Source organism: Legionella waltersii, assembly GCF_001468085.1.
GTDB classification, from domain to species: domain Bacteria; phylum Pseudomonadota; class Gammaproteobacteria; order Legionellales; family Legionellaceae; genus Legionella; species Legionella waltersii.
The window spans coordinates 476,264-502,898 of record NZ_LNZB01000060.1; the positions used below are offsets into that span (position 1 = coordinate 476,264).

The window sequence follows — 26,635 nt, forward strand, 5'->3', positions numbered from 1 at the left end:
TGTGTTAAAGGACGCTAAAAAGAATAAAAATATTAATCAACCTGGTGGGGTAAATTAATGTCCTATAAATTTGAAGAAGGTAAAGATTTAATTATTGATGCGGTTGTAGAGAAGATTAAACACTCTATGACTGGTGATCAAACTCCATTTTGCGCTGAATTTGCAAAACAATTTTATGGTACAGTAGCCCTAGAGGATCTTCGTACGTGGCAAATTGAGGACTTATATGGAGCCGTGGTTAACTTCTGGTCTTTAATTGCGGAGCGTTCTCCAAATGAAACTAAGATCAGAATATATAATCCTGACTTTGAGCGCCATGGTTGGCAGACAACACATACTGTTGTTGAAGTAATTTGCAATGACATGCCCTTTATTGTGGATTCATTACGTATTGTCATTAATCGTATGGGCTTAACTTCTCATTTAAGTATTCATATGGGGGGTATTAAAGTAAAAAGAGACAGTAACCATCGAGTCTGTAAACTATTCCCTAGAAATGGTGAACTATCAGAGAAGGACGTCATCAACGAAGCTCCTATTTTTATTGAAATAGATAGGTTAACCGATCCTTTTATTTTATCTCAGTTGCATAAAAATTTTGAAAAATCACTAGAGGATAACAGGGCTGTATTTGAAGATTGGCTACAAATGAGGGCTAATGTTAAAGAGGTCATTAAAGAATTGGATTCTTGCTCTAAATTTGCTGATCCAAGTGAAGTAGAAGAAACAAAGGCCTTTTTAACTTGGTTAGAAGATCACCATTTTACCTTTTTAGGTATGCGTGATTACGATTTAATTAAAAATAAAAATGAAACCATTTTACAACCTATCCCAGAGACAGGATTAGGTGTATTACGACAGAATTTAACGAAGTCTACTGCTAGAAATATCACTGCAATGGGTCCTGAGGCCCAAGAGTTTATTATGTCCTCTCGTATCTTAGTCATGTCTAAAACGAACACACTATCTACAGTGCATAGAGATGCCTATACAGATTATATTGGAATTAAACGATTTAATAACAAGGGTGAAGTGATTGGAGAAAGACGAATTATTGGTCTATATACTTCTGCAGCATATAATACCAATCCTAAACACATACCCTTTTTACGCCATAAAGTGGCGCTTATCATGAAAAACTCTAACCTGACTCCCAATAGTCATGCTGGAAAAGTATTGTTGAATATTTTAGAGACATTACCTCGCGATGATTTAATCCAAGGTTCAGAAGAAGAGCTATTAGAGATTGCAATGGGCATATTCTATATGCAAGATAGAAAACGTATTCGTTTGTTTGCACGAATGGACGTGTATCGACGTTTTATATCATGCTTAGTGTATGTACCAAAAGATCGTTTTAATACTGAATTACGCTATGCAATGCAAGGAATTTTAGCGGAGAGTTTCAAAGCCGAGGAAATCAGTTTCTCTACGCACTTCTCAGAGTCTGTTTTAGCTCGAATTCATTTTATTGTAAAAGTTAATCCTAAGAAGTGTCCTGAATATGATTTAAAAGAAATCGAACAGAAACTGATCGAAATTGGCCGTTCTTGGACTGATGATCTGCAGCATCATTTATTAGAAGTGTATGGTGAAGAAAAATCGAATGCACTCTATTCGCAGTATAAAAATGCATTTCCGATGTCCTATTGCGATGTGTTTAGTCCAAGAACAGCTGTATATGACATTAAGCATATTGAGCTCTTGAATCCAGCCAATAAGTTAGGAATCAATTTTTATAAACCACTGGATGAAAGTGAAAATCATTTTCGTTTAAAAGTGTATCAACATGGAACGACCATTCCTTTGTCTGATGTGTTGCCAATTTTAGAGAAAATGGGATTAAAGGCGATTAGCGAAAGACCCTATGTATTGAAGTTTGAAGATGGAAAGGTGACTTGGATTAATGATTTTGCTTTACTATCAAACAGGGAAATCGATTTTAATTTAGACGATATCAAAGAGTTATTCCAAAGTGCTTTTGCTCGAGTTTGGTTTGGAGACGCAGAAAACGATGGCTTCAACAATTTAGTATTAGCAGCAGGTATGGATTGGCGTGAAGTTGCAGCCATGAGAACATACGCTAAATACTTCAAACAAATCGGGTTTACATTTAGTCAAGACTATATTGAAATGGCATTGAATAACAATGTTTCAATAGCCAGAAAGTTAGTGAAATTGTTTCATACTCGTTGTAATCCCGTGAAGATTAAAAATCGAGAAGAGAAATATTCTGCTTTGGTTGCTGAAATTCTAGCTGATTTAGATAATGTATCCAACTTAGATGAAGATAAAATAATTCGTCAATACGTCAGTGCGATTGGAGCAACACTAAGAACTAATTTTTATCAATTAGACCATACTGGGAATCCTAAAAACTATATATCCATTAAATTAAGCAGTAAATCTATACCTGGAGTTCCTAAACCACATCCAATGTTTGAGATATTTGTTTATTCACCACGATTTGAAGGAGTGCACTTACGCTGTGGTAAAGTAGCCAGAGGAGGTTTACGTTGGTCTGATAGACGTGAGGATTTTCGAACTGAAATTTTGGGATTAATGAAGGCCCAACAAGTCAAAAACTCTGTGATTGTACCTAGTGGAGCAAAGGGTGGTTTCGTACCTAAACACTTACCAGTCAATGGTTCTCGCGAAGAAATTTTGGAAGAGGGAATTACCTGTTACAAGTTATTCATCAGAGGATTGCTAGATATCACCGATAATTATAAAGATGGTCAAATTGTAAAACCAAACAATGTAGTTTTTTATGATGAGGATGACCCCTATCTTGTTGTTGCTGCTGACAAGGGAACAGCTACATTTTCCGATATTGCAAATTCAATCTCACAAGAATTTGAGTTCTGGCTTGGTGATGCATTTGCGTCTGGAGGCTCTCTTGGGTATGACCATAAAAAAATGGGAATTACAGCTAAGGGTGCATGGGAATCCGTTAAACGTCATTTTTATGAGCTAAATATAGACATCAATAAACATGATTTTACAGTGGTTGGCATTGGCGACATGGCTGGAGATGTCTTCGGAAATGGTATGCTCTTATCTAAGCACATTAAATTAGTTGGGGCTTTTAACCATCTACATATTTTTGTTGATCCCAATCCCAATGCGGAAAAAAGCTTTGCTGAAAGGGAGCGCTTGTTTAATTTGCCTCGTTCTAATTGGACCGATTATGACAGTAAATTAATTTCGAAAGGCGGGGGCGTATTCAATCGTAACGCAAAATCAATTCCTGTAAGTCCTGAAATGCAAAAGGTATTTGGCATCAAACAAACTGTGATCGAGCCGAATGAATTAATTAAAGCCATTTTAAAAGCTGAAGTTGATTTGTTATGGAGTGGTGGGATTGGGACTTATGTCAAAGCCAGTACAGAGTCAAACTCAAGCGTAGGAGACAAAACCAATGACGCAACTCGCGTAAACGCGAATCAGTTACGATGCAAAGTAATTGGTGAGGGTGGTAACTTAGGTTTAACCCAATTAGCTCGTGTTGAATACAGTCTCTGTGGAGGAATGGATTTTACCGATTTCATTGATAACTCCGGTGGTGTAAATTGCTCTGACAAGGAAGTCAATATTAAAATATTGCTTAATAGCGTTGTTAATGCTGGTGATTTAACGGCTAAACAAAGAAATGAACTTTTAAGCGATATGACCGATGAAGTTGCTAAATTAGTGCTTCGAGATAACTTCTTGCAAACCCGAGCGATAAGTTTATCTTCATCTCAATCCTTACGATCTCTAGAACTGCATAGCCGTTATATTAATGAGTTGGAGCGTACCGGTAAAATTGATAGGTCTTTAGAGTTTTTACCCGATGAAAAAGCATTAATGGAACGTAAACTGAAAGGTAAAGGACTCACACGGCCAGGAATTGCCGTTTTAATGTGCTACAGTAAGACGATCTTGAAGGAGCAAATTCTAGCTTCTGATGTGCCTGAAGAAAGCTACATGAGTAATGTACTCATTACTGCATTTCCAAAACCACTGCAAGAGCGCTTTAGTAAACAAATGCAGGATCATCCTCTTAAACGAGAAATTATTGCTACACGTTTAAGTAATATCATTGTTAATGAGATGGGATTTACATACGTATATAGGCTGCAAATTGAAACGGGAGCTCCAGTAGCTGCTATCGTAAGAGCTTATATGATCACACGATCAGTGCTTAATCTAGAGAATATTTGGAAACAAATTGAAGAGCTTGGAAATAAAATATCTTCTCAAACTCAAATTGATATGATGATGCTCTATGTGAGACTTTCAAGGAGAGTTGCAAGATGGTTCTTGAGAACACAACGACGGTCTTTGGATATTGCCGACACCATTAAATTGTATTCAGAAGGTGTATCAGAGCTAAAAGCATGCATGCCCAGTGTGTTTGGAGAAAAATTCTTAACGCAATATAAGGAACAATATCAGGAAAAAATTGCTGAAAGCATTCCTGCTGAGCTAGCTCACGAATTAACAGTGACTAGAGGTTTATTTGCAGCAGCAGACATCATCGAAATTGCTCATGAACGAAAAGTTAAAATTGATAAAGTTGCTGAAATATACTTTGGCATCGGAGAATACCTGGATATAGGCTGGTTGAGAACACAAGTGATTGTTCATCCCACCGAAAATCATTGGGAATCATTATCAAGAGAAGCTCTGAGAGATGATTTAGATTGGCAACAAAGACAGTTGACCGATGCAATTTTAGGATTTGATTCCAATAATCATAACTTACAATCGAGATTAGAGTTTTGGGGTAAGGTGCATAAAGAGCTTATTGAGCGTTGGCATCGCATTATCAAGGAGCTCAAATCAACTGCCTCATTAAATTACACCATGTATTTAGTGGCTACCAGGGAGTTGCTGGATTTAACGCAAACAACCTTGCAATCAAATTTAAAGATGGAAGAAATAAGCTAACTGTTAAACTAGGAGCAGTGTTAAATGGATAATAAAGCAAAAACGGCATATTCACCGAGTGTTAAATTCTTGCATTGGTTAATTGCATTATTAGTAATTGTTATGCTATGTGTTGGCTTCTTCTTGGAGAGTATTCCTGATGCCTATCAATCGACGGCATATATGCTTCATAAATCAACAGGAATAACTATTTTATTTTTGATGATAATCCGATTTATCTGGGTGCATTGGAGTGGCAAACCTCCTTTGCCTGAAACGATGAAATCATGGGAAAAAGTACTGTCTCGATTTGTGCAGTATTCATTTTATGTATTACTGATTCTTATGCCTTTAAGCGGCTGGATCTTGTCTGTTGCGGCTGATCGTATTCCTGTCTTTTTTAATTTATTTAAAGCGCCATTACCATGGATTAGTCCAAACAAGTCCTTGGCTGACTTTATGGGCGAAACACATGAGGTTATTGCTTGGATTATTATTGTTTTTCTAGCTTTGCACACCCTTGGGGCTTTAAAACATCATTTTATTGATAAGGATCGAGTTCTTAAAACCATGCTTCCAGGTAACAACGATTAAATTGAAGGTTAGTCGTCATTCACTCAATGAATGGCGACTAAATGATGATTAGTGAAGCGAATGTTAAGGGAAGGACAATAATGAATTTAGGCAAATCGGTGATTCATGACCAGCAAATAATACCGAAGTAATGTCTTCTTTAAGGCAACTAGCAGCAATGATGTAATTATTTTCTCCTACAAGAGAAAAATCCACTAGTTCTCCATACTCCCGTTGGCTATCATCAAAATAGATCACTTGGCCTGAATACAGTTTTTCACTTGTTATTATTCGATATAATTTTAACTCATGTTTAATACTGGCTTTATAATGTGTTCTAGCTATAATTTCCTGGCCTTTATAACAACCCTTGTTAAAGTTTATGTAGTGAGTAAGGTGAAGATCTAAGCGGTGTGGTAAGAACAGACCTCGGGAATCTGGGTATATTTCGAGGTGTTTGTTTGCTAATTGCATGCTATGCCAGGTAAGTGAGCCTAATAATTGATTTCTCGTAGTGAATGAACTAGTCATCCTATCAGCTTGTTCTTCTGTAATAATGATGTAATAGAAACCATTTTCTAAATGATACAAACAAAAATCCTCTGTACTCATTGTACTGTATGCGTTTATGTCAAAAAGACCCGGTTCAATTCCATTAGGCAATACGTCATCCAAATTCTGGAAATAGAAGCCAAATATCTTAACCTGTTGATTTTTGTATAATTTAATACGTGAAAGCACTGCTGTTTTTGCTAAAGAATTGATTGTGCTTTCTAGGATATCCAATGGAAGAATCATCTTAATTCCACGCCAATCGATGATGTCAATCAGTGACAGAATTCTACCTTTTAAATTGCATTGGGCTCCTTGTAGAGCAGTGCTGTTAGATAGTAAATTGAGGTCACAAGTTAACTGGCCTTGCAAAAATTCTCGAGATTTATCACCTTCGACTTCAATAATCCCCAAATAGGAAAGATCAAATAAATAATTGAGCTTCGGATTTAATTCCAATTCCTGATCAATGGGTTTGAAAGTAGTCAATACGCGATCATTTATAGTTGTAGTGTGTTGGATACAAGATAACATAATTATTTATGGATTTGATTCATAACTAAGGAGTTGTAGTGTAACATCATCACTGTTTTTTGAACTAGTAAATTCATGATTTGAGGTTTCTAGATGTTGACTGAAAAAAAGAAAGCCCATCTTGTTTGGAAGTGCCGAAGAGGTATGCTCGAGTTAGATCTTATATTACAGCAAGTTTTGAACAAAGGACTTCACACTATGAGCGACCAGCAACTCGTTTTGTTTGATCAACTTTTAGAAAATACAGATCCAGAATTATATACTTGGTTAATGGGTTATGAAGAGCCTTTAGATAAAGGATTAAGAGAAATTGTCAGCTACATCCGTACTCAGTATTAAACCTGGCCAGTCAAAATTATTCTTAAAATTTACTACTATTCTTTTTGTATGCTCATTGGGTTTGATATTCCTTTCATCTCTGTCGCTTAGTGTGAAAATTGTATTAGTACTCTTGTATGCCTATCTATTCAAAAACGACATTATAAATCGTGGAGCTTGCTATGAAGTGAAGGAAATTAGATGTCACAAAGAGAAGTCCTGGGAAATCCAAAAAAGAGACGGAACTACAGAACAATACGACGAAATGAATATTCTTATGCATAATTTTCATTTTCAGTTACTTCAATTTAAGCACGTTAATAAAAGAAAAATTTATATTTTATTTAATGATCAATTATCTAGCGATCAGTGGCGCATGATTCATCTGATGTCTCATTTCAAATAGTATATAATTATACAAAGCGATCAACAACAATACATTATTACCTTTAATCGTTTGAGAATTCTAATAAATGGAATGAGGAATGTATGAACACTAAAACACGTTTTAGTGAAGAACAATTGATTGGATTAGCACAACAAGGTGACATTGAAGCATTTAATCAATTATTTCAAAAATACAACGATAAAATAAAGCAAATTGTCTATTTTTATACAAGTGACTGGACGAATGTAAATGATTTGGCTCAAGAAGTCATGATTAAAATATTTAAGAGCCTTTCTTCTTTTAATGAACACAGTAAATTTTCAACTTGGGTTTATAAAATAGCACAGAATACCATTAAGAATTATTATCGATCTTGTGTATTTCGTTCAGAGTCTGAACAAAAATTCATTATTCAAATGCAGAATAACCAGCCAAACTCACCGGAGTCAAATATCATTGGTCTAGAAATGAATTCTTTGCTAAAAAAGGCTTTGGCAGATCTTCCGCAAGATCTGAGGGTTTGTTATGGGCTGCATCTTTTAGATGGAAAGACCTACGAATACATTGCTAGAAGAATGAATTGCCCAATTGGCACTGTACGTTCCCGTATTTCTAGAGCAAAAAAGCAAATTAAAGATATAGTCGTAGGCTATACCTCCTAGTCAAAGAAATATATTTAGAGTCAGCAGCTGCTATTAAAAATACATATGCTAAAATAGTTTAACTCAACTAAGCCAATTTACATCAAACATGCTTGAAAGCGATCGCTTAATCAGTTCACAAAGTATAGGTAGTGAAGAAGCTATAGACAGAGCTATAAGACCACTTAGCCTTAGTGAATACACGGGACAAGAGGCAGTAAGCTCTCAGATGCAAATATTTATTGATGCTGCTCGTAAACGAAAGGATCCTCTTGATCATGTGCTTATATTTGGACCACCTGGTCTTGGAAAAACAACCCTGGCTAATATTATTGCCCATGAGATGGGTGTGAATATAAGACAAACTTCCGGTCCTGTCATAGAGAGAGCAGGGGATATTGCCGCTATTCTAACAAATCTTCATGAGAATGATGTTTTGTTTATTGACGAGATTCATCGATTAAGCCCCGTGATTGAAGAGATATTGTATCCAGCAATGGAGGACTATAAACTTGATATTATGATTGGAGAGGGGCCAGCAGCAAGATCAATCAAACTGGAATTACCACCCTTTACTCTAATAGGTGCTACGACGCGAGCGGGACTTTTAACCTCTCCACTCAGAGATAGATTTGGCATCGTTCAACGATTAGAATATTATTCTGTTGACTCTTTGACCAAGATTGTTACACGTTCTGCTCATTTGCTGAATGTTCAAACTGAATTTGAGGGATCCAAGGAAATCGCATTGCGTTCACGAGGTACACCGCGAATAGCAAACAGATTGTTGCGTCGTGTTAGAGACTACGCTGAAGTCAAAGGCAATGGTATCATCACGCTTGAGATAGCTAAAAAAGCGTTGGAAATGTTAGAGGTTGATAAACATGGCTTCGATATTATGGATAGGAAGTTACTGATGTCAGTCATTGAACGATTCAATGGAGGGCCTGTTGGCGTCGATAGTATTGCAGCAGCCATCGGAGAAGAAAAGGGTACAATTGAGGATGTAATCGAGCCCTTTTTAATACAGCAAGGGTTTTTAATGCGTACACCTCGTGGACGAGTAGCAACTGCTATAGCTTATCAACACTTTGGCTTAAACCCTATAGAACAGGAAGGATAGAGAATGGGCTTTGTACCGGTCTATGATCATCAAATAAGGGTATACGCTGAGGACGTAGACTATATGGGTATAGTCTATCATTCTAATTATTTATGCTATTTTGAGCGAGCTAGAACTGAATTGTTGAGAAAAAATAATGTCTTGCTTAGTGAGTTAATGAAACAAGATATTTTGTTTGCGATACATGAAATATCCATAAAGTATATTTATCCAGCAAGACTTGATGATTATTTAAACATAAAAACGAGTATTTCAGAAATCAGGCACTGCAGTCTTGTTTTCAACCAACGCATGTTTAATCAGGATCAAAAATTAATATGTAGGGCTCAAATTCAAGTGGCTTGTGTTGATAGTAATTTAAAACCAAAGCGCCTACCAAGATTCAGATAAGTACTATTTTTACTGAATCGTATGAGTTGAGAGCGTATCGATAGAACAAAAATGAATATAACCTTTGATTAGCGGAGAACAAAGTGACAGGTCAAGCGAATGTATTAATGTATTTTATGCAAGCAGGTTTGGTCGTAAAAACAGTAATGATATTACTTTTAATCACGTCGATTATCTCTTGGACCCTAATTTTTCAGAGAGCCTGGTTTTTTACACGCAGAAGCCAAATGACTGACCAATTTAATCGTCGTTTCTGGGATAGCGGGGATCTCAGTAAATTATACGCAGACATCGACTCTCAGCATGAAGATAACCAAGGTCTAGCGAATATATTCCATGCAGGGTTTAAAGAGTTTGTACGAGCAAGAAAGCTTGGAACAGTTGCCATAGGGCCAATACAACGAGTAATGCAAATTAGTCATGCTAAGGAAGCTGAAAAGCTTGAGCAGCATTTGCCATTTTTTGCATCAGTAGGTTCAATTTCACCCTACGTTGGTTTATTTGGTACAGTTTGGGGTATAATGACCTCGTTTCAGGCTTTAGGACAAGCGCAACAAGCAACTATCGCCATGGTTGCCCCAGGAATTTCAGAGGCACTAGTTGCCACTGCTTTGGGTTTGTTTACGGCGATTCCTGCAGTAATTGCTTATAACAGATACACAACTAAAGCGAATACCTTGCTTGATAAATACGACCTTTTTCAAGAAGAGCTCATTTCTTTGATAGAACAGCAAACATCAAGCTCTTCAAGGGGATAATAAAAAAATGAAGCGATCAAAGTCGACTCGTGAAAGACCTATGTCAGAAATCAACGTAGTACCTTACATTGATGTGATGTTAGTACTTCTCGTTATTTTCATGATCACTGCTCCTATGTTAACACAAGGGGTCACTGTGGATTTGCCTAAAGCGGCAAGCGAAACACTCCCATCGACAGATAAGGAGCCTATTATTGTTTCTGTTAATCAACAAGGCGTTTATTTTCTAAACATAAGCGAAAGACCAGCTGATCCCATAGAATCCCAAGCACTGGTAGTTCGGGTCGCTGCTGAACTTGAATTAGCAAAGCAAACTGGACAAAAGATTAATGTATTGGTAAAAGGTGACCAAGGCGTTAACTATGGCAAGGTCGTACAAGCTATGGCTTTATTGAAAAAGGCCGGCGCAGAGCAAGTTGGACTCATTACAGATTCACAAAATAGCGATTCAGAGGCCCAGGCATGATACGAACACCTAACTATCGCAAAGCATTTATTTCTGCATTAATGCTGCATGTATTCTTGATCATTATCTTGATTTCCGATACCAGCACGAGCAAACCGGCTTTAACACAGGAAGCAAAAAACACCCCTGGCACCCTACAACCAGTGGCTCAGAACCAAGAAGTTGTGAAGGCCGTTAGTGTTGATAGTAAAGAAGTCATGGATAAGGTTAATCAACTTAAACAGCAACGCGAACAGCAAAAAAAGGCTGAACTTGCACGGCAACGTGAATTGCAACGTCAAGCTGAGGCTGCAAAACAACAACGAATAAAGGAACAACAGGAGATAGCTAAGCTCAAAGAAGAGGCAAATAAAATCGCTATCGCTAGAAAAAAGGAAGCAGAAGAAGAGAAGAAACGTTTGAAGGAACTCGCTGATCAGAAACAAAAAGAAGCGAAGCGTATTGAAGAGTTAAAAAAGCAGAGTGAGGAATTAGCGAAGAAGCGTGAACTTGAAGCTAAAAAACTTGCGGATCTTAATAAGAAACGAGCCGAGGAAAATGCAAAAGCTGAGAAATTAAAAGCAGAGCAAGCTCGATTGGCGAAAGAAAAGGCCGACTTAGCGAGTAAAAAACAAGCTGAAGCCATTGCTAAGCAGCAGGCTGCAGAGAATGCAGAAAGACAAGCACAAATCGCAGGAGAAGTTGATAAATACAAGGCTTTGATTTTGAATGCAATAGGACGGAATTGGATTTTGCCAGAAAATGTTAATAGTAACCTGGAATGCAAGTTTAGAATTCGTCTTGCACCCGATGGAACGGTCTTGGACGTCTCTTTGACACAAAGCAGTGGTGATCCAATTTTAGATCGCTCAGCACAAACAGCCATTAATAAGGCATCTCCTCTTCCAGTGCCTAGCGATCAAGAAATATTTAATAATTTTCGTGATATCAGTTTAACCGTTCGTCCAGAACAAGTTAGGGGGTAGAAGTCGTGATCAATCGTATGATTACTGTATTTATGATGTTATTGTCAGTTCATGTTTACGCGCTAGATCTTGAGCTAACACAAGGTATTAATTCAGCATTACCTATTGCAATCAATTCATTTGGTTCCGATCCAACTGCGGCGGAAATTAGCCAAATTATAGAAAACGATTTGAATCTCTCAGGTCAATTTAAAATTATTTCAGGTCCACAAAGTGTCAATGCTCAGTCCTCGATAGGTGTACTGCGCCAGCTGGGTGCAGACAGTGTTGTGACTGGAAATGTAACTCGTGCTGGTAGTGGCTATCAAGTTAGCTTTTCACTTGCAGATGCGGTTAATAAAGGCAATATTCTTCTTACTAAATCCTTCAATATTGGTTCTGGACAAGTAAGACCTTTAGCACATCACATTAGTGATGAAATATATCAAAAGCTAACTGGAGAAAGAGGAATTTTTTCTACACGAATCGCCTATATTTCAGTTCAAAGAGGCGGGCAAAGAAATCGTTACTCTCTAGAGGTAGCTGATGCAGATGGTCATAACCCACAGAGTCTGTTGGTGTCTTCTGAGCCAATTATGTCACCTTCTTGGTCACCAGACGGTAAGTCAATTTCTTATGTGTCTTTTGAAAGAAAACGTGCGCAGATATTTACAGTATCGGTGGAGACCGGACAACGAAAGTTAATTACTAGTTTTCCAGGAATCAATGGTGCACCTGCATGGTCACCTGACGGTAGAAAGTTATCAGTGGTATTGTCTAAAAGTGGTACTCCTAAAATCTATGAAGTGGATTTAGGAAGTGGCAGCATGAAGCAGATTACCTTTGGTGATTCAATCGATACAGAGCCACGTTATTCACCAGATGGACAGAGCTTATTATTTACATCTGGTCGCGGAGGCTCACCTCAGATATATAAATTGTCTTTATCCAGTGGTCAAGTAAGTCGATTGACATTCGATGGCAATTACAATGCTCGTGCCTCTTATACTCCCGATATGAAAAGTATTGTTATGCTGCATAGAGGTGATGACAAGCGATTTAACATAGGCATACAAGGTGCTTCAGGTGGTCCTATTGCTACCTTGACGTTCTCTGGTATGGATGAGTCGCCCACTGTTTCACCAAATAGCCGATTAGTTCTGTATGCTACACACCAACAAGATAAGGGCGTATTGGGTATAGTATCGGTTGATGGACGGATAAGATTAAGGTTACCTGCTCGCGAAGGAGATGTACAAGAGCCTGCTTGGTCGCCCTATTTGGGATAGATATGAAGAAATATATTGTAGGTCTATTGCTTATATGTTGTTCTGCGTCAATTCATGCTTGGAATGCAATGGGGCATGAATTGGTTGCGCAAATTGCCTATGATAATTTAAGCGAAAATGCAAAAAAGATGTGTCAGACCCTTTTAAGGGCGAACAACAAATCCGTAGATAGAGTCTTTGTTAAATCAGCCATTTGGTTAGATTTGATAAAGTTAAAGGATGTTCATTGGTTTGATGCCCTACATTATATTGATATTCCTTATACGGTTGATGCAACGTCTCTTCCGCCTATACAAGATGCTAATGCATTGTGGGGCATTAAACAGGCGACAAATGTTTTATTATCCTCTAAAGCCACTTTAAAAGATAAGAATTTAAGCTTAAAAATACTAATTCATCTTGTAGGAGATATTCATCAACCTTTGCATACAGTTAATAGGGTAAGTAAAAGATTGCCTCAAGGTGATTTAGGTGGAAATCTATATGCCCTCGCAAAAACGCCAATCGGTCAGAATTTGCATCAATATTGGGATAATGGCGCAGGCGTTTTACTTGGCCAAACAAAACTCTTTCAAATCAGAAATAAAGCCAGCCAACTCGAACAGAAATGGTCTTGTACTATAGCCAAAAAGCAGATTAATCCACAAAAGTGGGTTAATGAAGCGCATAGATTAGCAGTGACGCAGGTTTACGTTACACCCGCGTATAGGACACCAGGTAAACGCTACCAATTAAGTGCGCAAAGTATTTCTCAAAAACAAATACTACTTGCTGGGTGCCGATTAGCTAATCTTCTCAACATGATTGCAGATAAATTGCCAATTTCTTAATTAATTAATAAGATTCCTATGTTATAATGCTGAAATTATATTTTATTTGGTATAATAAAATTCAATATAGAGCAAGGTTACAATAAAATGGCTAGATTGCCCGCAGATAATGAAAGTAATCGCTTGAAACAGTGCCTGGTCATTGTTATATCCAAGCGTTCGCGATACCCAAGTCACAAACTCCCCTCAAATTAAGTTTACTCCTGGGAGCAGCTGTGCATCCCTTACGATGCACATGGCTTCAATACATGGTCTACTTTTAGACCATTAAATCAGGTTCTGTTGATACAATACCTATTTTTCAAAGTAGATACTGAGAGCTAATCAGTTTTATTTATGCATACTAACTGATGAGACTTAAGTCTCATTAGCTCATAGATTATGTCTTTTTAAACGTATTGTCATTGTTGACAGAACTTAATGCATTTAATTTATTTACATAAGTTGATAGTGACATGAGTAAAGTTAATTTAGATTTAATGACAAACGCAATAAAGAGCAGTGCAGACAAAACTACAAAACAGCTTACAGATGCTATAGTGGACGAAAGCTATATCAGGGATAGTTTAGAATCTACACCACATGAAATGAGACTTGAGAAAGTTTGTGCGAAAGACAACAAAGGGAATACCATGCTTCATAAGGCTGCTAATGACCCTGAATTACTCAAGCAAATTTTAGGATATTTACCCGAAGAGCATCGTTTAGAGGCTGTCAAAGTGATTAAGAATTTTGGAGTTACTGTACTTCACATGGCAAAATCCAATATTAAATCCCTTAATGCAATACTAGAGAGTATACCGTTTGAAAGTAGACTCGATGCCATTAGGATTTCAAACAACTATGGGGACTCAGTTCTGCACTGGAAGGCTAAAAATCCAGAGGCTTTAAAAGCAATTTTAGAGCGATTACCAGAAAATCACCGTATTAAAGCTGTGCTGATAGCTAATAATCATGGAAGTACCGTCCTGCATTGGGCTGCTAAAAATCCTGAATCGCTCAAAGTGATTTTAGACCGTCTAGATGAAAATCAAAGATTTGAAGCAGTAATGGTTGAAAGTGGTTTAGGATACACTGTGCTCCATAAGGCTGCAGAAGACCTTGAATCCATTAAGGTTATCCTGGAAAGATTACCACTCGAAAAAAGGTTACAGGCGATTCAGGCAAAGGAAAGGAAGAGCGGTAGAATGGTTTTTGATTTACTGAATCCAAAGAGGGATTTACTTCCTATTATTCTTAAAGACATAACCGCCCATGGTTTAGCGGATATAGTTAATGTTTTCCCTAAGATTCTAGGCTCACAGCTGAAGCAGATGGGCATAAGAAAGTTAAGACACTCAATTGATAGATTGAGAATGCTTCCAAAGGATCATAAAAGTGATCTTATTGATCCAATGTTGGATGACCTGGAAAACAATTTAAATGAGTATTTGCTAGCATCCATAGGCAACGAAGGATATTGATAGTCGAACAGTTGGGAGGTCATTGATGGACAAGAAGTGCCTCTCAACCTCTGCGTAATTGAACTTTAGCCAATCGTGTCTCAATTGCATAAGTCCGATTGAATGCAATCAATAAGTTTTAAAATAGACTAAAATAGATATATATTACAAGCCAAATAGAATCAGGGAGGAGTAACATGAAGTGGTCTAGTACAGTCCTCCTTTTACTGTGCTCCTTGAGTTATGAATTAAGCCACGCCAATATTATTGTTGGAGTTCCAACTTATCGACCACCCTATGTGATTAACCCTACTCAAGGTTTTGATATTCAATTAATCAATAACATCTGTGTACGTTTAAATGAGAAATGTATTTTAAAAACCATGGATTTTGGCTTAATCGAAAGGGCACTAAGAAATGGAGAAATTGATGTAGCGATTGGGGCAATTACTATCTCTGATGAAAGGCTTCATTATTTTGTATTTAGTCTACCCTATATGGCTAGTTATGGTGAGTTTGTGGTGTCAAGGAACAGTAAAATTAAACAAGTTAATGAGTTGGAAACTAAACAAGTCGGGGTGATTTCAGGAAGTGATCTTGATGAGTTTATTAATGATTATTTTAGTGAGTTATTTAGGATTACACAGTTCAAATTAATTGATGACTTGTTGTTAGCTTTAAAAAATAAGAAAATTGATGCCATGTTTGTAGATAGGAAATCAATAGGGTATTGGCAGACTAAAAACACGAATGATTTAAAAGTAATTGGTTCATCGATACTGATTGGAAAGGGATTTGGCATAATGGCTATGCCTAAAAATATTAGCCTAATTAACCGAATGAACAAGGTATTATTACAACTTGAAAATGATGGTACATATACAAGGATTTATAATTTATATTTTATATAGGCTTGTTGCTTTCCGTTCCTGATAGGTTGCGGCTGAAATTAGTGCTTTAGTGGACGGAGACCAGTGGGGCGTTTCCATTTTCCCCAGCGGTTCCGTTCCTCATTTTCCAAACCAAAGCGAGCTGCGCCCACAAGGGAGCAGATATTAAACTATTTTAACTCTGCAACGATTCAATCACAGCACCTAAAAATCGTGTTGCCTCACCACCAGTTACTGCTCTATGATCAAAACTTAGAGATAATGGTAATAATTTATGAGATTCAATTTTTCCCTCTTTAGTGACTACAGCTCCTTGATATAATCTTCCTACGGCTAGAATGGCAACCATAGGGGGAACAATAATAGGACTTGCGAAACGACCTGCAAATTTACCAAAATTGGATAACGTTATAGTTGCCCCTTTCAATTTATCAGCTGTAACAGCTCTATTCCGAACAGACTCTTTAAAGTCATCAATTAATTTGCGCAACTCACTGTCAGAGTGACTTGCTGCATCGTGTATTACGGGTACAAATAGGCCTTCGTCATTATCCATCGCTAAACCAAGATGAACTTTATCAAAGCATTGCCTTGCTGAATGTTTGGTATCAAACCAAGCATTTAATGCGGGCTCTTTTTGGGCTGCGTGTACTATGGCTCGTATTAAACGCACAGTAATGTCCGTACCTTGTTTCCATTGATGTATATCTGCTTCATCAAAAATACTCACAGGTACAACTTCGGAATGGGACTGATTCATGCTATTAAGCATTGCTCGGCGAACACCTTTAAGTGGTTCAAAACCTACCGGTGGTTTTGCATTAATGTCTGCTTGACGTTGGACATCCTCTTTAGTGATCATACCGTGATCACCCGACCCTTTTAGGCTTGATAATTCAACATTTAATTTTTTGGCAAGCATTCTAACTGCTGGAGTCGCCTTAATTCGAGCCCCACTGCTTTGTTGTGAGCCAATGATAAAATTGTCTTCAGTGATTTCACTGCTTTCCTCTAAATTGCCTACTACCGTTCCTTTATCGACAGGTTTTTCGCTGCTTGAAACAAATCCGACCAATGGTTCACCAGTCTTAATAACGTCACCTGGTTTACCAAATAATTTTCCTATTTTTCCGGCTTGAGGGCAGGGCACATCAACCACTGCTTTTGCAGTTTCCATAGACACTAATGGCTGATCAACAGATACTGTATCGCCTTCTTTTACAAACCATTCGTGAATTTCAGCATCTGGCAAACCTTCACCTAAGTCAGGTAAATTAAAAATATTCATTATTACTCCATTATGCTCATTACTGTGTTTTTAATTCGTGAAACGCTGGGTATGTATTGTTTTTCTAATTGAAAATAAGGCATAACCGTATCATAACCCGTAACACGCAAAACAGGAGCTACTAAATCAGTTAAACAATGCTCCATGATTTGTGCAATGATTTCTGCACCTACTCCACACGTTCTTGCTCCTTCATGCACAATAACACATCGTCCTGTTTTGCATACTGAAGCAAGAATTGTCTCAATATCAAGCGGCTTAATTGTTGCAACATCAATGACTTCACAGGAAATGCCTTCATCGCCTAATTGTTTGGCGGCTTGTAAAGTTTCGTGCATGCTAGCCCCCCAACTGATCAAGGTTAAATCCTCACCCTGTTGCAGAGTAAAGCATTTACCTATCGGTAGAGCTACTCCATCATCAGGAACAGGTTGTTTAACCAATCGATATATTCTCTTTGGCTCCAGAAAAATAATGGGATCGGGATTGCGAATTGCAGCAAGTAATAAACCGTAAGCACGTTTAGGAGATGATGGAATAACCACCTGTAAACCAGGGATATGCGCAAATAAGGCTTCTGTACTTTCAGAATGGTGTTCCGGTGCTCTAATTCCGCCGCCAAAGGGTGCTCTATAGACAATCGGGCAATGCAAACGACCCCGTGTTCGGTTACGCATCCGTGCAGCATGAGATATTATTTGATTCATGCCTGGGTAGATAAAACCCATGAATTGAAACTCAGCAACCGGCTTCAGTCCTTGAATAGACATGCCTACAGCAAGACCAGCAATCATGGATTCAGCTAAGGGAGTATCGAAGACTCGTCTTTCTCCAAAGCGTTCCTGCAAGCCTACAGTAGCACGAAAGACACCGCCGTTTTTGCCTACATCTTCACCGAAGACAATAACATTTTCATCATGAGCCAACTCATAGGCTAAAGCCTGAGTGACTGCTTCGATTAAGGTAATATCAGGCATGTGAAAACTCCTCCATGGCGATTGCACGTTGTTCTACTAAGTATTCTGGAAGTTCAGCATAATGATGATCAAAAATACTGGTAATGGGTTGAGGTTTAGTACTCAAATACTCATCTACCGCTTTTTCTACTGCCTCAGAGCATTCAAGGACTAATTGCTCCTCATCTTGTGCTGTCCATATTTTTTGTTCCGTTAGGTAATTCTTAAAGCGAGCGATGGGTTCCTTAGACTTGGCTTGCTCTACTTCATCAGCAGGTTGGTAGCGTGTTGCATCATCTGCGGTGGTATGATCACATAAACGATAGGTTAGAGCCTCAATCAACGTAGGTCCTTCACCTCGTCTAGCTTTTTCAATGGCATCCCCAATCACTTGTCTAGTCGCCAAGATGTCATTACCATCGATTTGAATACCATCAAATCCTGCTGCGAATGCCTTTTGAGCAATCGTTTGTGTACCAGATTGTTTGTCTCTAGGTACTGAAATTGCCCATTGGTTGTTGTTCACTACGAAAACCACTGGAAGATTCCACGTCCCAGCAACATTGATTGCTTCATAAAAGTCACCTTCAGAGGTTCCTCCCTCGCCCAGACAGACAACCGCAACTCTAGGTTGCTTTCTATATTGAAAGGCAAATGCAACACCTGTGGCATGAAGGCATTGTGAGGCAATGGGTACACAAATTGGTAGGTCTTCTGAGTTGTTAGCAAAATTACTACCACGTTCATCGCCACCCCAAAATGCAAGAATTTCTGACATTTTTACTCCGCGCTGAATTTGCGCAGCATAGTCCCGATAGTAGGGGACTAACACGTCGTCGGGTTTCATGGCATGACCAATCGCTGTTGAAATTGCTTCTTGACCATTGATAGGGGCATAAGTTCCCATTTTTCCTGTACGTTGTAATGCAATGGCTTTTTTATCAAATGTACGTGTAAGTACCATTATTTTATAGAGATCTTTTAAAATGGATTCATTTTTTGTAAAAGGCGGAGGTGAGCTTGTTAGCTCCCCATGTTCATTGAGGTATTGCGTATAATTTACTGTAAATTGAGCAACTGTTGACATTAAATAGCTCCTTGTCAGTAATGAGTTGCCATAGAATACTCAGAAATGCTGCTAAACTCCAGACTATTTATAATAAATAGGCTCTGTTGGTTTTGATTTAGTAGCCACTTTGCTATCGCGGCATACTCACGGCAAGGACGCAGATCAAGAAAATACGGACACTCTATGGAGTGATCCCTTTTGTGTTTAATTCGGTATGATCTGGAGCTTGTAATTTTTCCGACTCAGTACGCACGAAACCCATGATTAATGAACAAACTTCTCGCCCCCACTTTTCAAGGAATTTATTTTGTCCGCGAGGCGATGATGACTCCATGAAAACATTTTTTAAGCATGCGCTTATGGCTTTAAACCATTCATCGCATAAATAGAGATCTGTGTCGCTTGATTTAATGGTATGTGAAATCAATTTTGCAGCTTCTGAACGGATACTTCCATTAGTCATTGAGATGAACTCATGACATAAAGATTCAATAATGGTTTGTGAGCATTCTTCCATAACTGTTTCAGACAATGGTTTTCGTGCATTTGCTTTTAGAGACTCTTCTAAGGCGTACTTGAGCGTTTGTTTTAAGGAGTAGACTCTGTGAGGGAAGCCTTCAACACTATGGCCTTGTAGCCTATAGTTCGGTGGCAATTTGCTCAGGGCATAGGCAAGGGTTGTGTGTTTCATTTGAATGGCTTTGGTGATTGTGTGCAATTTTGAAAAATCATAATTTTCACCTTGTATAAATGAGGCGGCATCCAATAATTTATAATCATGATCCATCAATCCAGAACATATCGTTAATTTGAAAAGATCCTCTAGTAGGCTCTGCAGTTTATTTTTATGTACGGTAATATGAGTTTTGAATTCATTCAACCACTGCTCTAGTTCAAGGTTATTAAGACCCAGACTTTCAGCAGGCAGATCAGAAAGAAAGAACATAAATCCTTTGAGCATTACTTTAGCGTAGTTACTTCGTACTTGATAATTTTCTTCTACAGGGATGGGTTCCCCTTCTACTAAATAATTGTGTTCAAAGGCTGTATCCATAAGGTTGTATGTGCTGTTTGACATGATACTTCTTATGCAGGTTTCGAAATAAACCAACACATATTTAGGTGTTGCTTGTCCACCTTTAAAAGTGCTCATTGCTGGTGCAATCACTTCTTCATGAATCTGACGTATGAGTTGCATTTGCCATTCACGTAATACATAGTAGTCCGTGTTTTTGATCACCTGAGCAGTAAGATTAATGGTTTCAGGGGAGTATACTTTTAAGGAGTTTAATCTTTTAAGATTTGTTTCATTGTTTCTTTTTAAGCCGCCTTCATAGACTAATGTTTCACCAGGACAATTGGTTAATAAGGTGTCTAGTGAAACAATCGTTGGTTTTAAATTCGATGATGAAGATGAAGTTACTTCCCCCTTAACAAATGGTTCATCTTTGCTAGTTAGGGATGGAGAGCTTTTGCTAAAAAACGAGTTATGCAACACAGAATGATCCGTAGAATCAACTATAGTATTAAATGGATGTTCTTTACGAAAAGTCTCCAAGTCCTTAATAACAGCAATGTTGTCTATAATTTCAACTCCTGTTATGGATAACATCAGGGTATTGAGTTGATCTTTGTTGATGCTTAAATTATTTCCACCGACAGTGTAGGTGCATATTGCAGATTTTGTCATGGAGTCATAAGTAAATATTACGGGTAGATCTTGGAAAGTGATGTCTGAAAAATAAATGCGCATAATATGATGGTGTATTATTTAAAAAACGCATTGTATTATTGTTACCCATAACAAGTAAAGAACTGGGTTTTAGGTAGGTATTTAAGTGAATAATAGTATTATCCATGATGTTGAATACAGTAGTATTTCATTCGACGTTTACGAATCATTGAGTCATCTTCCTGGTTTTATATTACTTCAGAGTACGGATACATTAAATGGTCGTTACGACATAGTAAGCGCGTATCCATATGATCGACTTGTTATGTCCAATTCTGAAAGAGATGCTGAATCTGTATTCAAAACTCTTGAAGGAAAATTACCCATACAGAAAACGCAATCTGGTTTGCCATTTCAAGGTGGAGCAATGGGGTATATTTCCTATGACTTAAACCGGGCTATGTTTGGCATACAATCACTACCTCAAGCTACCCTAAAGGATATGCCTTTGTTGGATTTGGGATTCTATGATTGGGCTCTGATTGTTGACCACCAGTTCAAAAAGGCTCATATATTTAATGCAAATAGTCATTCATCTTCAGGGAGTATTATTCAGGAGATTATTGCATTGATTAAAACTCCTCAAAAAAAGAATAGAACAATTCAAGTCCAAAGGGAATTTATCCCTTTAATGCCTAAATCTAGATACCAGGAGGCATTTAATACGATTCATAGCGCCTTAAGAAAGGGGCGATCTTATCAAGTAAACTTTACTCAAGCATTTCACTCAAACTTTATAGGAGATCCATGGTTTATTTATAGAGGGGTATCTGAGAAAAATCCTGTGCCTTTTGCTGCATTTATGAGAACAGATCATGCAGATGTTTTAAGCTTTTCACCTGAAAGATTGCTATTAGGGAATGAGGAGCACCTACTCGCGTCTCCAATTAAGGGTACAATTCATCGGTCAAGGAACTCCTCTGAGGATAAAAAATTAATGGAGAAATTACTCAATTGTTCAAAAAATCGTGCAGAGAATGTCATGATTGTTGATTTATTAAGAAATGATCTCAGTAAGTTAGCGAAACCAGGTTCCGTTCGAGTTTCAAATTTATGCTCAATACAGAGTTTTAATGGTGTTCATCATTTAGTATCGGATGTACACGCAGAGTCTCAAGAAGGAATTCACCCAGTTCAGTACTTCTTGTCTTGTTTTCCAGGAGGTTCAATAACTGGTGCACCAAAACTGGAGTCAATGAAGATAATTAGTGAAGAAGAAAGTTTTGCAAGAGGTGTTTATTGCGGAAGTATTGGTTACTTTTCTAATCATGGTCGTTTTGATATGAATATTGCAATTCGTACTATTACTGCCAAAAACAATGTATTGCATTTAGCGGCTGGTGGAGGTTTGGTTATTGACTCTAACTGTGAAGAAGAATATCGTGAATGTTTTACAAAAGTTACAGCGATAGTCAATGCAATCAATTCAATTGGATGATGATCATGCTCAATCCTCTGTAATAGTCCTACATGATTTAAGCACTAATTCTATAGTCCTAACTAAGCGAAGTGAGCATCTTAAAAATCACCCAGGTGAAATTTGTTTTCCAGGTGGTTTTCGAGAGCTAGACGATGAAAATTTATTGGATACTGCTTTACGAGAACTTAATGAAGAACTGAGTATTACTGCGGATAGAGTGACACTTATCAAAGAAATGCAAGTTGAAACTACTTTGTTAGGAGCTGTTATTCATCCTTGGTTGGCCAGTATTGAAAGTATCGTTCCTTACCGTATCAATCCAAGTGAGGTAAGTGCTGTCATCTCAGTTTCAATGGATTTAGCGACAAACATGAATAATTATAAAAAATTGACGATTGTACGAAATGGGATTCAGTTTGAGAGTTGGGAATTTATTCAAAATAAAGAAGTCATTTGGGGGGCTACTGCTAGGATAATGAAGCAGTTGGCTACGAGCGTATAGTCATGGGGGACGTCCCCAGCTCTAACTCGGGGGCATCAGCTCCAACTTGGTTAAAGTACTGAATAAACTAAGCTGTGACCGTAAGGGCTGAGGAATCGACTCATTGTTTAAAATGGGGCATTTATACCAAAGGTCGGGTGCTTCGCCTAATGGCGCTTCCTTAAGCAGCGACACTCGTGAAAGCGGATAGTTTCGTATCCGCTTGCTTACGCGCGCGGCTCGGTTCACTCCCTGCTGTGACTAGGATTTGATTCAGACAGCAAAGAAATGACACCGCTTAAGGCAGCGCCATTAGGCGAAGCGCCGGACCTACGCTTACTGACCAGCAGAGAAGAGATTAGTTTATAATATGAGTCGATGCCTCAGCCGTAAGGAAGCGGATGACCATCCTAATAAATCACCCTAAACGGCAACTTCCTTTTTTTTTGCTTGAGTCTGTTTCAAATTAAACTCTTTCTCCTTTAAAGCCCGTCTAAGAATCTTCCCAACATTTGTTTTGGGTAGTTCATTGTAGAACTCAACCAGTTTTGGGATCTTGTAAGCCGTTAAATGCTCTTTACAGTGGGCTATAATTTGTTCTGCCGTTAAATTCGGATCTTTTTTAACTATACAAGCCTTAACCCGCTCTCCAGACTCTTCATCGGCAATGCCTATTACGCCAACTTCTAACACACCAGAGTGCATTCCGATAACTTGTTCTACCTCGTTGGGATAAACGTTAAATCCAGAGACCACAATCATGTCCTTTTTTCTATCAACTAAATAGACAAAGCCCTCTTCATCAACTCTTGCGATATCTCCAGTTTTAAGAAAGCCGTCCTGAGTGAAAACGAGCGCCGTTTCATCTGGTCTTTTCCAGTATCCAGGCATTACTTGTGGACCTTTAATGCATAGCTCTCCACTGCTACCAACAGCAACTTCATTGCCTTCATCATCACGAATTGATATATCAGTCGAAGAAATTGGAAGTCCTATACTTCCATTATATCCTTCTAGATACATAGGATTCATTGTGGCTGCAGGACTTGTTTCAGTGAGACCATACGCTTCTAACACTCTAGTATTCGTCATTTCTTTCCATTTAAGAGATACACTCTTTTGCAATGCCATACCTCCAGAAAGAGCTAGCTTTAATTTGCTAAAATCAATTTCCTTAAATCTTGGGTGGTGTAGCAACGCATTAAATAGAGTATTTACACCAGTTATTGCTGTAAAACCGCTGTCTTTTATTTGATCGATAAATTGGTTTAAATCCCTAGGGTTTGTGATCAAAATATTCTTCGCCCCAACTTTCAAAAAAGTAAGGCAGTTAGCAGTAAGTGAGAATATATGATAAAGCGGCAGGGCGGTTACAATAATGTCTTGATCCGATACACCTAAAGGCGCAATCCAATGATAGGCTTGTAAGACATTTGACACTAAATTACCATGAGTAAGTATTGCGCCTTTAGCCACACCTGTAGTACCACCAGTGTATTGCAGAAACGCAATGTCGTCATGATTAAGTTCGACATGATGCAGTGTAGCATCCTTACCTTCTAACAAGGTGTAATTAAAAGCCACTGCATGCGGGATACTATACGCCGGAACTAGCTTTTTAATGTGCTTAACAACAAAATTGACAATCAATCGTTTCACAGTTGGGAATAAATCACCAATTTGCGTAACAATAACGTGTTTCAACTTGGGCATAGAGGGTAATGATTTCTCGATGGTTTTTGCAAAGTTAGCAAGGACCACAATGACTTCTGCTTCTGAATCATTCATTTGGTGAATGACTTCATCGCATGTGTATAATGGATTGGTATTAACAATCGTGTAGCCTGCTCTTAATGTTCCAAACAATGCTACTGGGTATTGGAGTACATTCGGCATCATGATGGCTACTCGCGCACCCTTTTGTAAATTAAGTTGCTGTAAATAGGCTGCAAAATTTCGACTAAGAACATCCAATTCACGATAGGTTATTTCAGAGCCCATGTTTGAATAGGCAATCCTATTGGCATATTTACTACAAGATTCATGGAATATTGACACCAGGGATAAGTATTGACTCGGGTCAATTTCGTGTGGCACTCCTTGTTGGTATTGTTCAAACCAGCGTTTATCCACGTTGATATCCTTCTGTTATTGTTTTCCTCATGCTAGTATAAACAAAAATATCGTTTATGGATATCATGGCAATGAGTGAAAATTTGGTTAATACACAAGCATTTAAGTTAAAAGGTAGACTGTATACTTTGACCGTATTGCAAGTTTTAAATACAGATAAGGCAATATTTTCACAGCAATTGATTGATGTTGTTAAGAAAGCACCTAAATTGTTTGAAAGAACTCCAGTAGTATTTGATTTATCGGCTGTCAATCAACAAGAGTTTGATCTACAAGAGCTATGCCAAATTGCAAAGACTAATGGCATGATTCCTGTTGCAATTCAAGGTGGAAGTAGCTTGCAAGAAACTTTAGCGCAATGCAATGGTCTAGGGGTTTTAAATGCATCCGCATCTCAAGACAGAAATTTAATGCATGAAGTCAGTGAAGCCAGCACTACTCAGTCAACTAAATCTCGAATACTTGATTCACCCGTACGCTCAGGACAGCAGGTTGTCGCAAAAGGATCGGATTTAATCGTATCGTCCTCAGTCAGTCATGGTGCAGAATTACTCGCTGATGGAAACATTCATGTGTATGGATGTTTAAGAGGCAGAGCTTTGGCTGGTATTTCCGGTGATCTAGACGCTAGAATTTTTTGTCAATCTCTTGATGCAGAGCTTGTTTCAATTGCAGGATACTACCTTTTAAGCGATGCGTTTGAGCCTTTAGCAGCCCCATGTCAGATCTATTTAGAAAATGAACAAATTAAAATCGAGCCTTTATGATTGATGCTGTATTTATCTCAGATTTACACCTTAGTCCCAGTGAACCTGAAATTAAAGAGCGTTTTAATGGGTTTATTGCCTGGGCAGAGTCAAAAGTAAAATCCATTTATATTTTAGGAGATTTTTTTCATGCTTGGGCAGGTGATGACAGTTTGGATGACTGGAGCTTAGGTATAGCAAATCAATTAAAGTCTTTAGTGGATAAGGGTATCAATATCTATTTTATGGCTGGAAACCGAGATTTTCTACTAGGAGAACGATTTGCTAAATTAAGTGGTTGGAGAGTCTTGCAAGAACCAACAAAAATTCAACTGCATGATAGACCTGTTTTATTGGTGCATGGGGATAGGTATTGTACTAAAGATATCGCTCATCAACGATTTCGCAAATTAACGCGTAATCGCTTTTTTTCCTGTTTATTTCTAGCTCTACCGTTGAGTATGCGGTTAAAACTAGTTGAAAAAATACGTAAGAATAGCTCATCTAAGCGCTATTTAAGTTCAGAGCAAATTGATGTGGTTACCGATCAAGTGACTAAACATCTAAAGAGTTATAACGTAAATTCTGTAATACATGGTCATACCCATAAATCTGGAGAGCATACACTGCATTTGAGTGAAAATGAGGGCAAGAGATATGTTTTAAGTGATTGGGATGACAATCCTACGCTATTGTGTTATGATATAACAAAGGGCTTTTATTTTGCCCATGTCAACTTATATCATTATTAGGAACTT

General features: G+C 38.0%; 24 protein-coding genes. 18 read left to right on the forward strand and 6 right to left on the reverse strand.

Features of this window, described 5'->3' with window-relative positions; genetic code table 11:
• Positions 1 to 57 precede the first annotated feature (57 nt).
• A complete protein-coding gene (locus tag Lwal_RS15290) occupies positions 58 to 4,935 on the forward strand; it encodes an NAD-glutamate dehydrogenase (protein WP_058481656.1) in 4,878 nt (1,625 codons plus the stop codon).
• Between the two features lie 24 nt (positions 4,936 to 4,959).
• Positions 4,960 to 5,508 carry a cytochrome b gene (locus Lwal_RS15295; protein WP_058481657.1) on the forward strand — a complete coding sequence of 183 codons (549 nt, stop codon included), beginning with the start codon at positions 4,960 to 4,962 and terminating at the stop codon, positions 5,506 to 5,508.
• A 63-nt stretch (positions 5,509 to 5,571) separates the two neighbouring features.
• On the opposite strand, the gene ygfZ is transcribed toward Lwal_RS15295, so the two are convergent.
• Positions 5,572 to 6,528 (reverse strand): CAF17-like 4Fe-4S cluster assembly/insertion protein YgfZ, encoded by a 957-nt coding sequence (gene ygfZ / locus Lwal_RS15300; RefSeq protein ID WP_331712941.1) that lies wholly within the window; start codon positions 6,526 to 6,528, stop codon positions 5,572 to 5,574.
• A gap of 141 nt (positions 6,529 to 6,669) precedes the next feature.
• Between ygfZ and Lwal_RS15305 the strand changes: the two genes are divergently transcribed.
• The 12 genes from Lwal_RS15305 (at position 6,670) to Lwal_RS15360 (ending at position 16,073) form a co-directional block, all read left to right on the forward strand.
• A complete protein-coding gene (locus Lwal_RS15305) occupies positions 6,670 to 6,912 on the forward strand; it encodes an FAD assembly factor SdhE (RefSeq protein ID WP_193787250.1) in 243 nt (80 codons plus the stop codon).
• Between the two features lie 166 nt (positions 6,913 to 7,078).
• The gene (locus Lwal_RS15310; RefSeq protein ID WP_133141227.1) at positions 7,079 to 7,297 is read left to right on the forward strand and encodes a hypothetical protein; all 219 of its coding nucleotides are present in this window, start codon (positions 7,079 to 7,081) and stop codon (positions 7,295 to 7,297) included.
• A gap of 83 nt (positions 7,298 to 7,380) precedes the next feature.
• A complete protein-coding gene (locus tag Lwal_RS15315) occupies positions 7,381 to 7,941 on the forward strand; it encodes a sigma-70 family RNA polymerase sigma factor (RefSeq protein ID WP_058481661.1) in 561 nt (186 codons plus the stop codon).
• Between the two features lie 88 nt (positions 7,942 to 8,029).
• The gene (gene ruvB / locus Lwal_RS15320) at positions 8,030 to 9,043 is read left to right on the forward strand and encodes a Holliday junction branch migration DNA helicase RuvB (protein WP_058481662.1); all 1,014 of its coding nucleotides are present in this window, start codon (positions 8,030 to 8,032) and stop codon (positions 9,041 to 9,043) included.
• Positions 9,044 to 9,046: 3 nt separating this feature from the next.
• The gene (gene ybgC / locus Lwal_RS15325) at positions 9,047 to 9,433 is read left to right on the forward strand and encodes a tol-pal system-associated acyl-CoA thioesterase (RefSeq protein ID WP_058481663.1); all 387 of its coding nucleotides are present in this window, start codon (positions 9,047 to 9,049) and stop codon (positions 9,431 to 9,433) included.
• Between the two features lie 83 nt (positions 9,434 to 9,516).
• Positions 9,517 to 10,191: a protein TolQ gene (tolQ, locus tag Lwal_RS15330; RefSeq protein WP_162264109.1), complete on the forward strand. Its 675-nt coding sequence runs from the start codon at positions 9,517 to 9,519 to the stop codon at positions 10,189 to 10,191.
• Between the two features lie 7 nt (positions 10,192 to 10,198).
• Positions 10,199 to 10,657 carry a protein TolR gene (gene tolR, locus Lwal_RS15335; RefSeq protein ID WP_058481664.1) on the forward strand — a complete coding sequence of 153 codons (459 nt, stop codon included), beginning with the start codon at positions 10,199 to 10,201 and terminating at the stop codon, positions 10,655 to 10,657.
• Positions 10,654 to 11,622, forward strand: a complete 969-nt coding sequence (gene tolA / locus Lwal_RS15340; RefSeq protein ID WP_058481665.1) for a cell envelope integrity protein TolA — start codon at positions 10,654 to 10,656, stop codon at positions 11,620 to 11,622. Before tolR ends, tolA begins: the two co-directional genes overlap by 4 nt.
• Before the next feature lie 5 nt (positions 11,623 to 11,627).
• Positions 11,628 to 12,890: a Tol-Pal system beta propeller repeat protein TolB gene (gene tolB / locus Lwal_RS15345; RefSeq protein WP_058481666.1), complete on the forward strand. Its 1,263-nt coding sequence runs from the start codon at positions 11,628 to 11,630 to the stop codon at positions 12,888 to 12,890.
• 2 nt (positions 12,891 to 12,892) lie between these two features.
• The gene (locus Lwal_RS15350) at positions 12,893 to 13,720 is read left to right on the forward strand and encodes a S1/P1 nuclease (RefSeq protein ID WP_058481667.1); all 828 of its coding nucleotides are present in this window, start codon (positions 12,893 to 12,895) and stop codon (positions 13,718 to 13,720) included.
• A gap of 455 nt (positions 13,721 to 14,175) precedes the next feature.
• The gene (locus Lwal_RS15355; protein ID WP_058481668.1) at positions 14,176 to 15,183 is read left to right on the forward strand and encodes an ankyrin repeat domain-containing protein; all 1,008 of its coding nucleotides are present in this window, start codon (positions 14,176 to 14,178) and stop codon (positions 15,181 to 15,183) included.
• Between the two features lie 176 nt (positions 15,184 to 15,359).
• Positions 15,360 to 16,073 (forward strand): transporter substrate-binding domain-containing protein, encoded by a 714-nt coding sequence (locus Lwal_RS15360; protein ID WP_058481669.1) that lies wholly within the window; start codon positions 15,360 to 15,362, stop codon positions 16,071 to 16,073.
• 154 nt (positions 16,074 to 16,227) lie between these two features.
• Here the strand turns inward: Lwal_RS15360 and Lwal_RS15365 are convergent, their stop codons facing one another.
• The 4 genes from Lwal_RS15365 to Lwal_RS15380 all read right to left on the reverse strand — a co-directional run bounded on the left by Lwal_RS15365 (position 16,228) and on the right by Lwal_RS15380 (position 21,118).
• Positions 16,228 to 17,340, reverse strand: a complete 1,113-nt coding sequence (locus Lwal_RS15365) for a dihydrolipoamide acetyltransferase family protein (protein WP_058481670.1) — start codon at positions 17,338 to 17,340, stop codon at positions 16,228 to 16,230.
• A 2-nt stretch (positions 17,341 to 17,342) separates the two neighbouring features.
• Complete coding sequence (locus Lwal_RS15370) at positions 17,343 to 18,317, reverse strand: alpha-ketoacid dehydrogenase subunit beta (protein WP_058481671.1); 975 nt, start codon at positions 18,315 to 18,317, stop codon at positions 17,343 to 17,345.
• On the reverse strand, positions 18,310 to 19,383 hold the full coding sequence (gene pdhA, locus Lwal_RS15375; RefSeq protein WP_058481672.1) for a pyruvate dehydrogenase (acetyl-transferring) E1 component subunit alpha: 1,074 nt from the start codon (positions 19,381 to 19,383) through the stop codon (positions 18,310 to 18,312). Before pdhA ends, Lwal_RS15370 begins: the two co-directional genes overlap by 8 nt.
• A gap of 163 nt (positions 19,384 to 19,546) precedes the next feature.
• Entirely contained in the window at positions 19,547 to 21,118 is a 1,572-nt protein-coding gene (locus Lwal_RS15380; RefSeq protein WP_058481673.1) for a hypothetical protein, read from the reverse strand.
• An 85-nt stretch (positions 21,119 to 21,203) separates the two neighbouring features.
• Here Lwal_RS15380 and pabB point away from each other — a divergent pair, with 85 nt between their 5' ends.
• Together pabB and Lwal_RS15390 are read left to right on the forward strand one after the other, a co-directional pair.
• On the forward strand, positions 21,204 to 22,535 hold the full coding sequence (gene pabB, locus Lwal_RS15385) for an aminodeoxychorismate synthase component I (protein ID WP_058481674.1): 1,332 nt from the start codon (positions 21,204 to 21,206) through the stop codon (positions 22,533 to 22,535).
• Complete coding sequence (locus Lwal_RS15390; protein ID WP_058481675.1) at positions 22,513 to 23,019, forward strand: NUDIX hydrolase; 507 nt, start codon at positions 22,513 to 22,515, stop codon at positions 23,017 to 23,019. Before pabB ends, Lwal_RS15390 begins: the two co-directional genes overlap by 23 nt.
• Positions 23,020 to 23,421: 402 nt before the next feature.
• Here Lwal_RS15390 and Lwal_RS15395 read toward each other — a convergent pair whose 3' ends face one another.
• Entirely contained in the window at positions 23,422 to 25,131 is a 1,710-nt protein-coding gene (locus Lwal_RS15395; RefSeq protein WP_058481676.1) for an AMP-binding protein, read from the reverse strand.
• Positions 25,132 to 25,202: 71 nt separating this feature from the next.
• Here Lwal_RS15395 and minC point away from each other — a divergent pair, with 71 nt between their 5' ends.
• Together minC and Lwal_RS15405 are read left to right on the forward strand one after the other, a co-directional pair.
• On the forward strand, positions 25,203 to 25,898 hold the full coding sequence (gene minC, locus Lwal_RS15400) for a septum site-determining protein MinC (protein WP_058481934.1): 696 nt from the start codon (positions 25,203 to 25,205) through the stop codon (positions 25,896 to 25,898).
• On the forward strand, positions 25,895 to 26,629 hold the full coding sequence (locus tag Lwal_RS15405; RefSeq protein WP_058481677.1) for a UDP-2,3-diacylglucosamine diphosphatase: 735 nt from the start codon (positions 25,895 to 25,897) through the stop codon (positions 26,627 to 26,629). Before minC ends, Lwal_RS15405 begins: the two co-directional genes overlap by 4 nt.
• Positions 26,630 to 26,635: the final 6 nt, after the last annotated feature.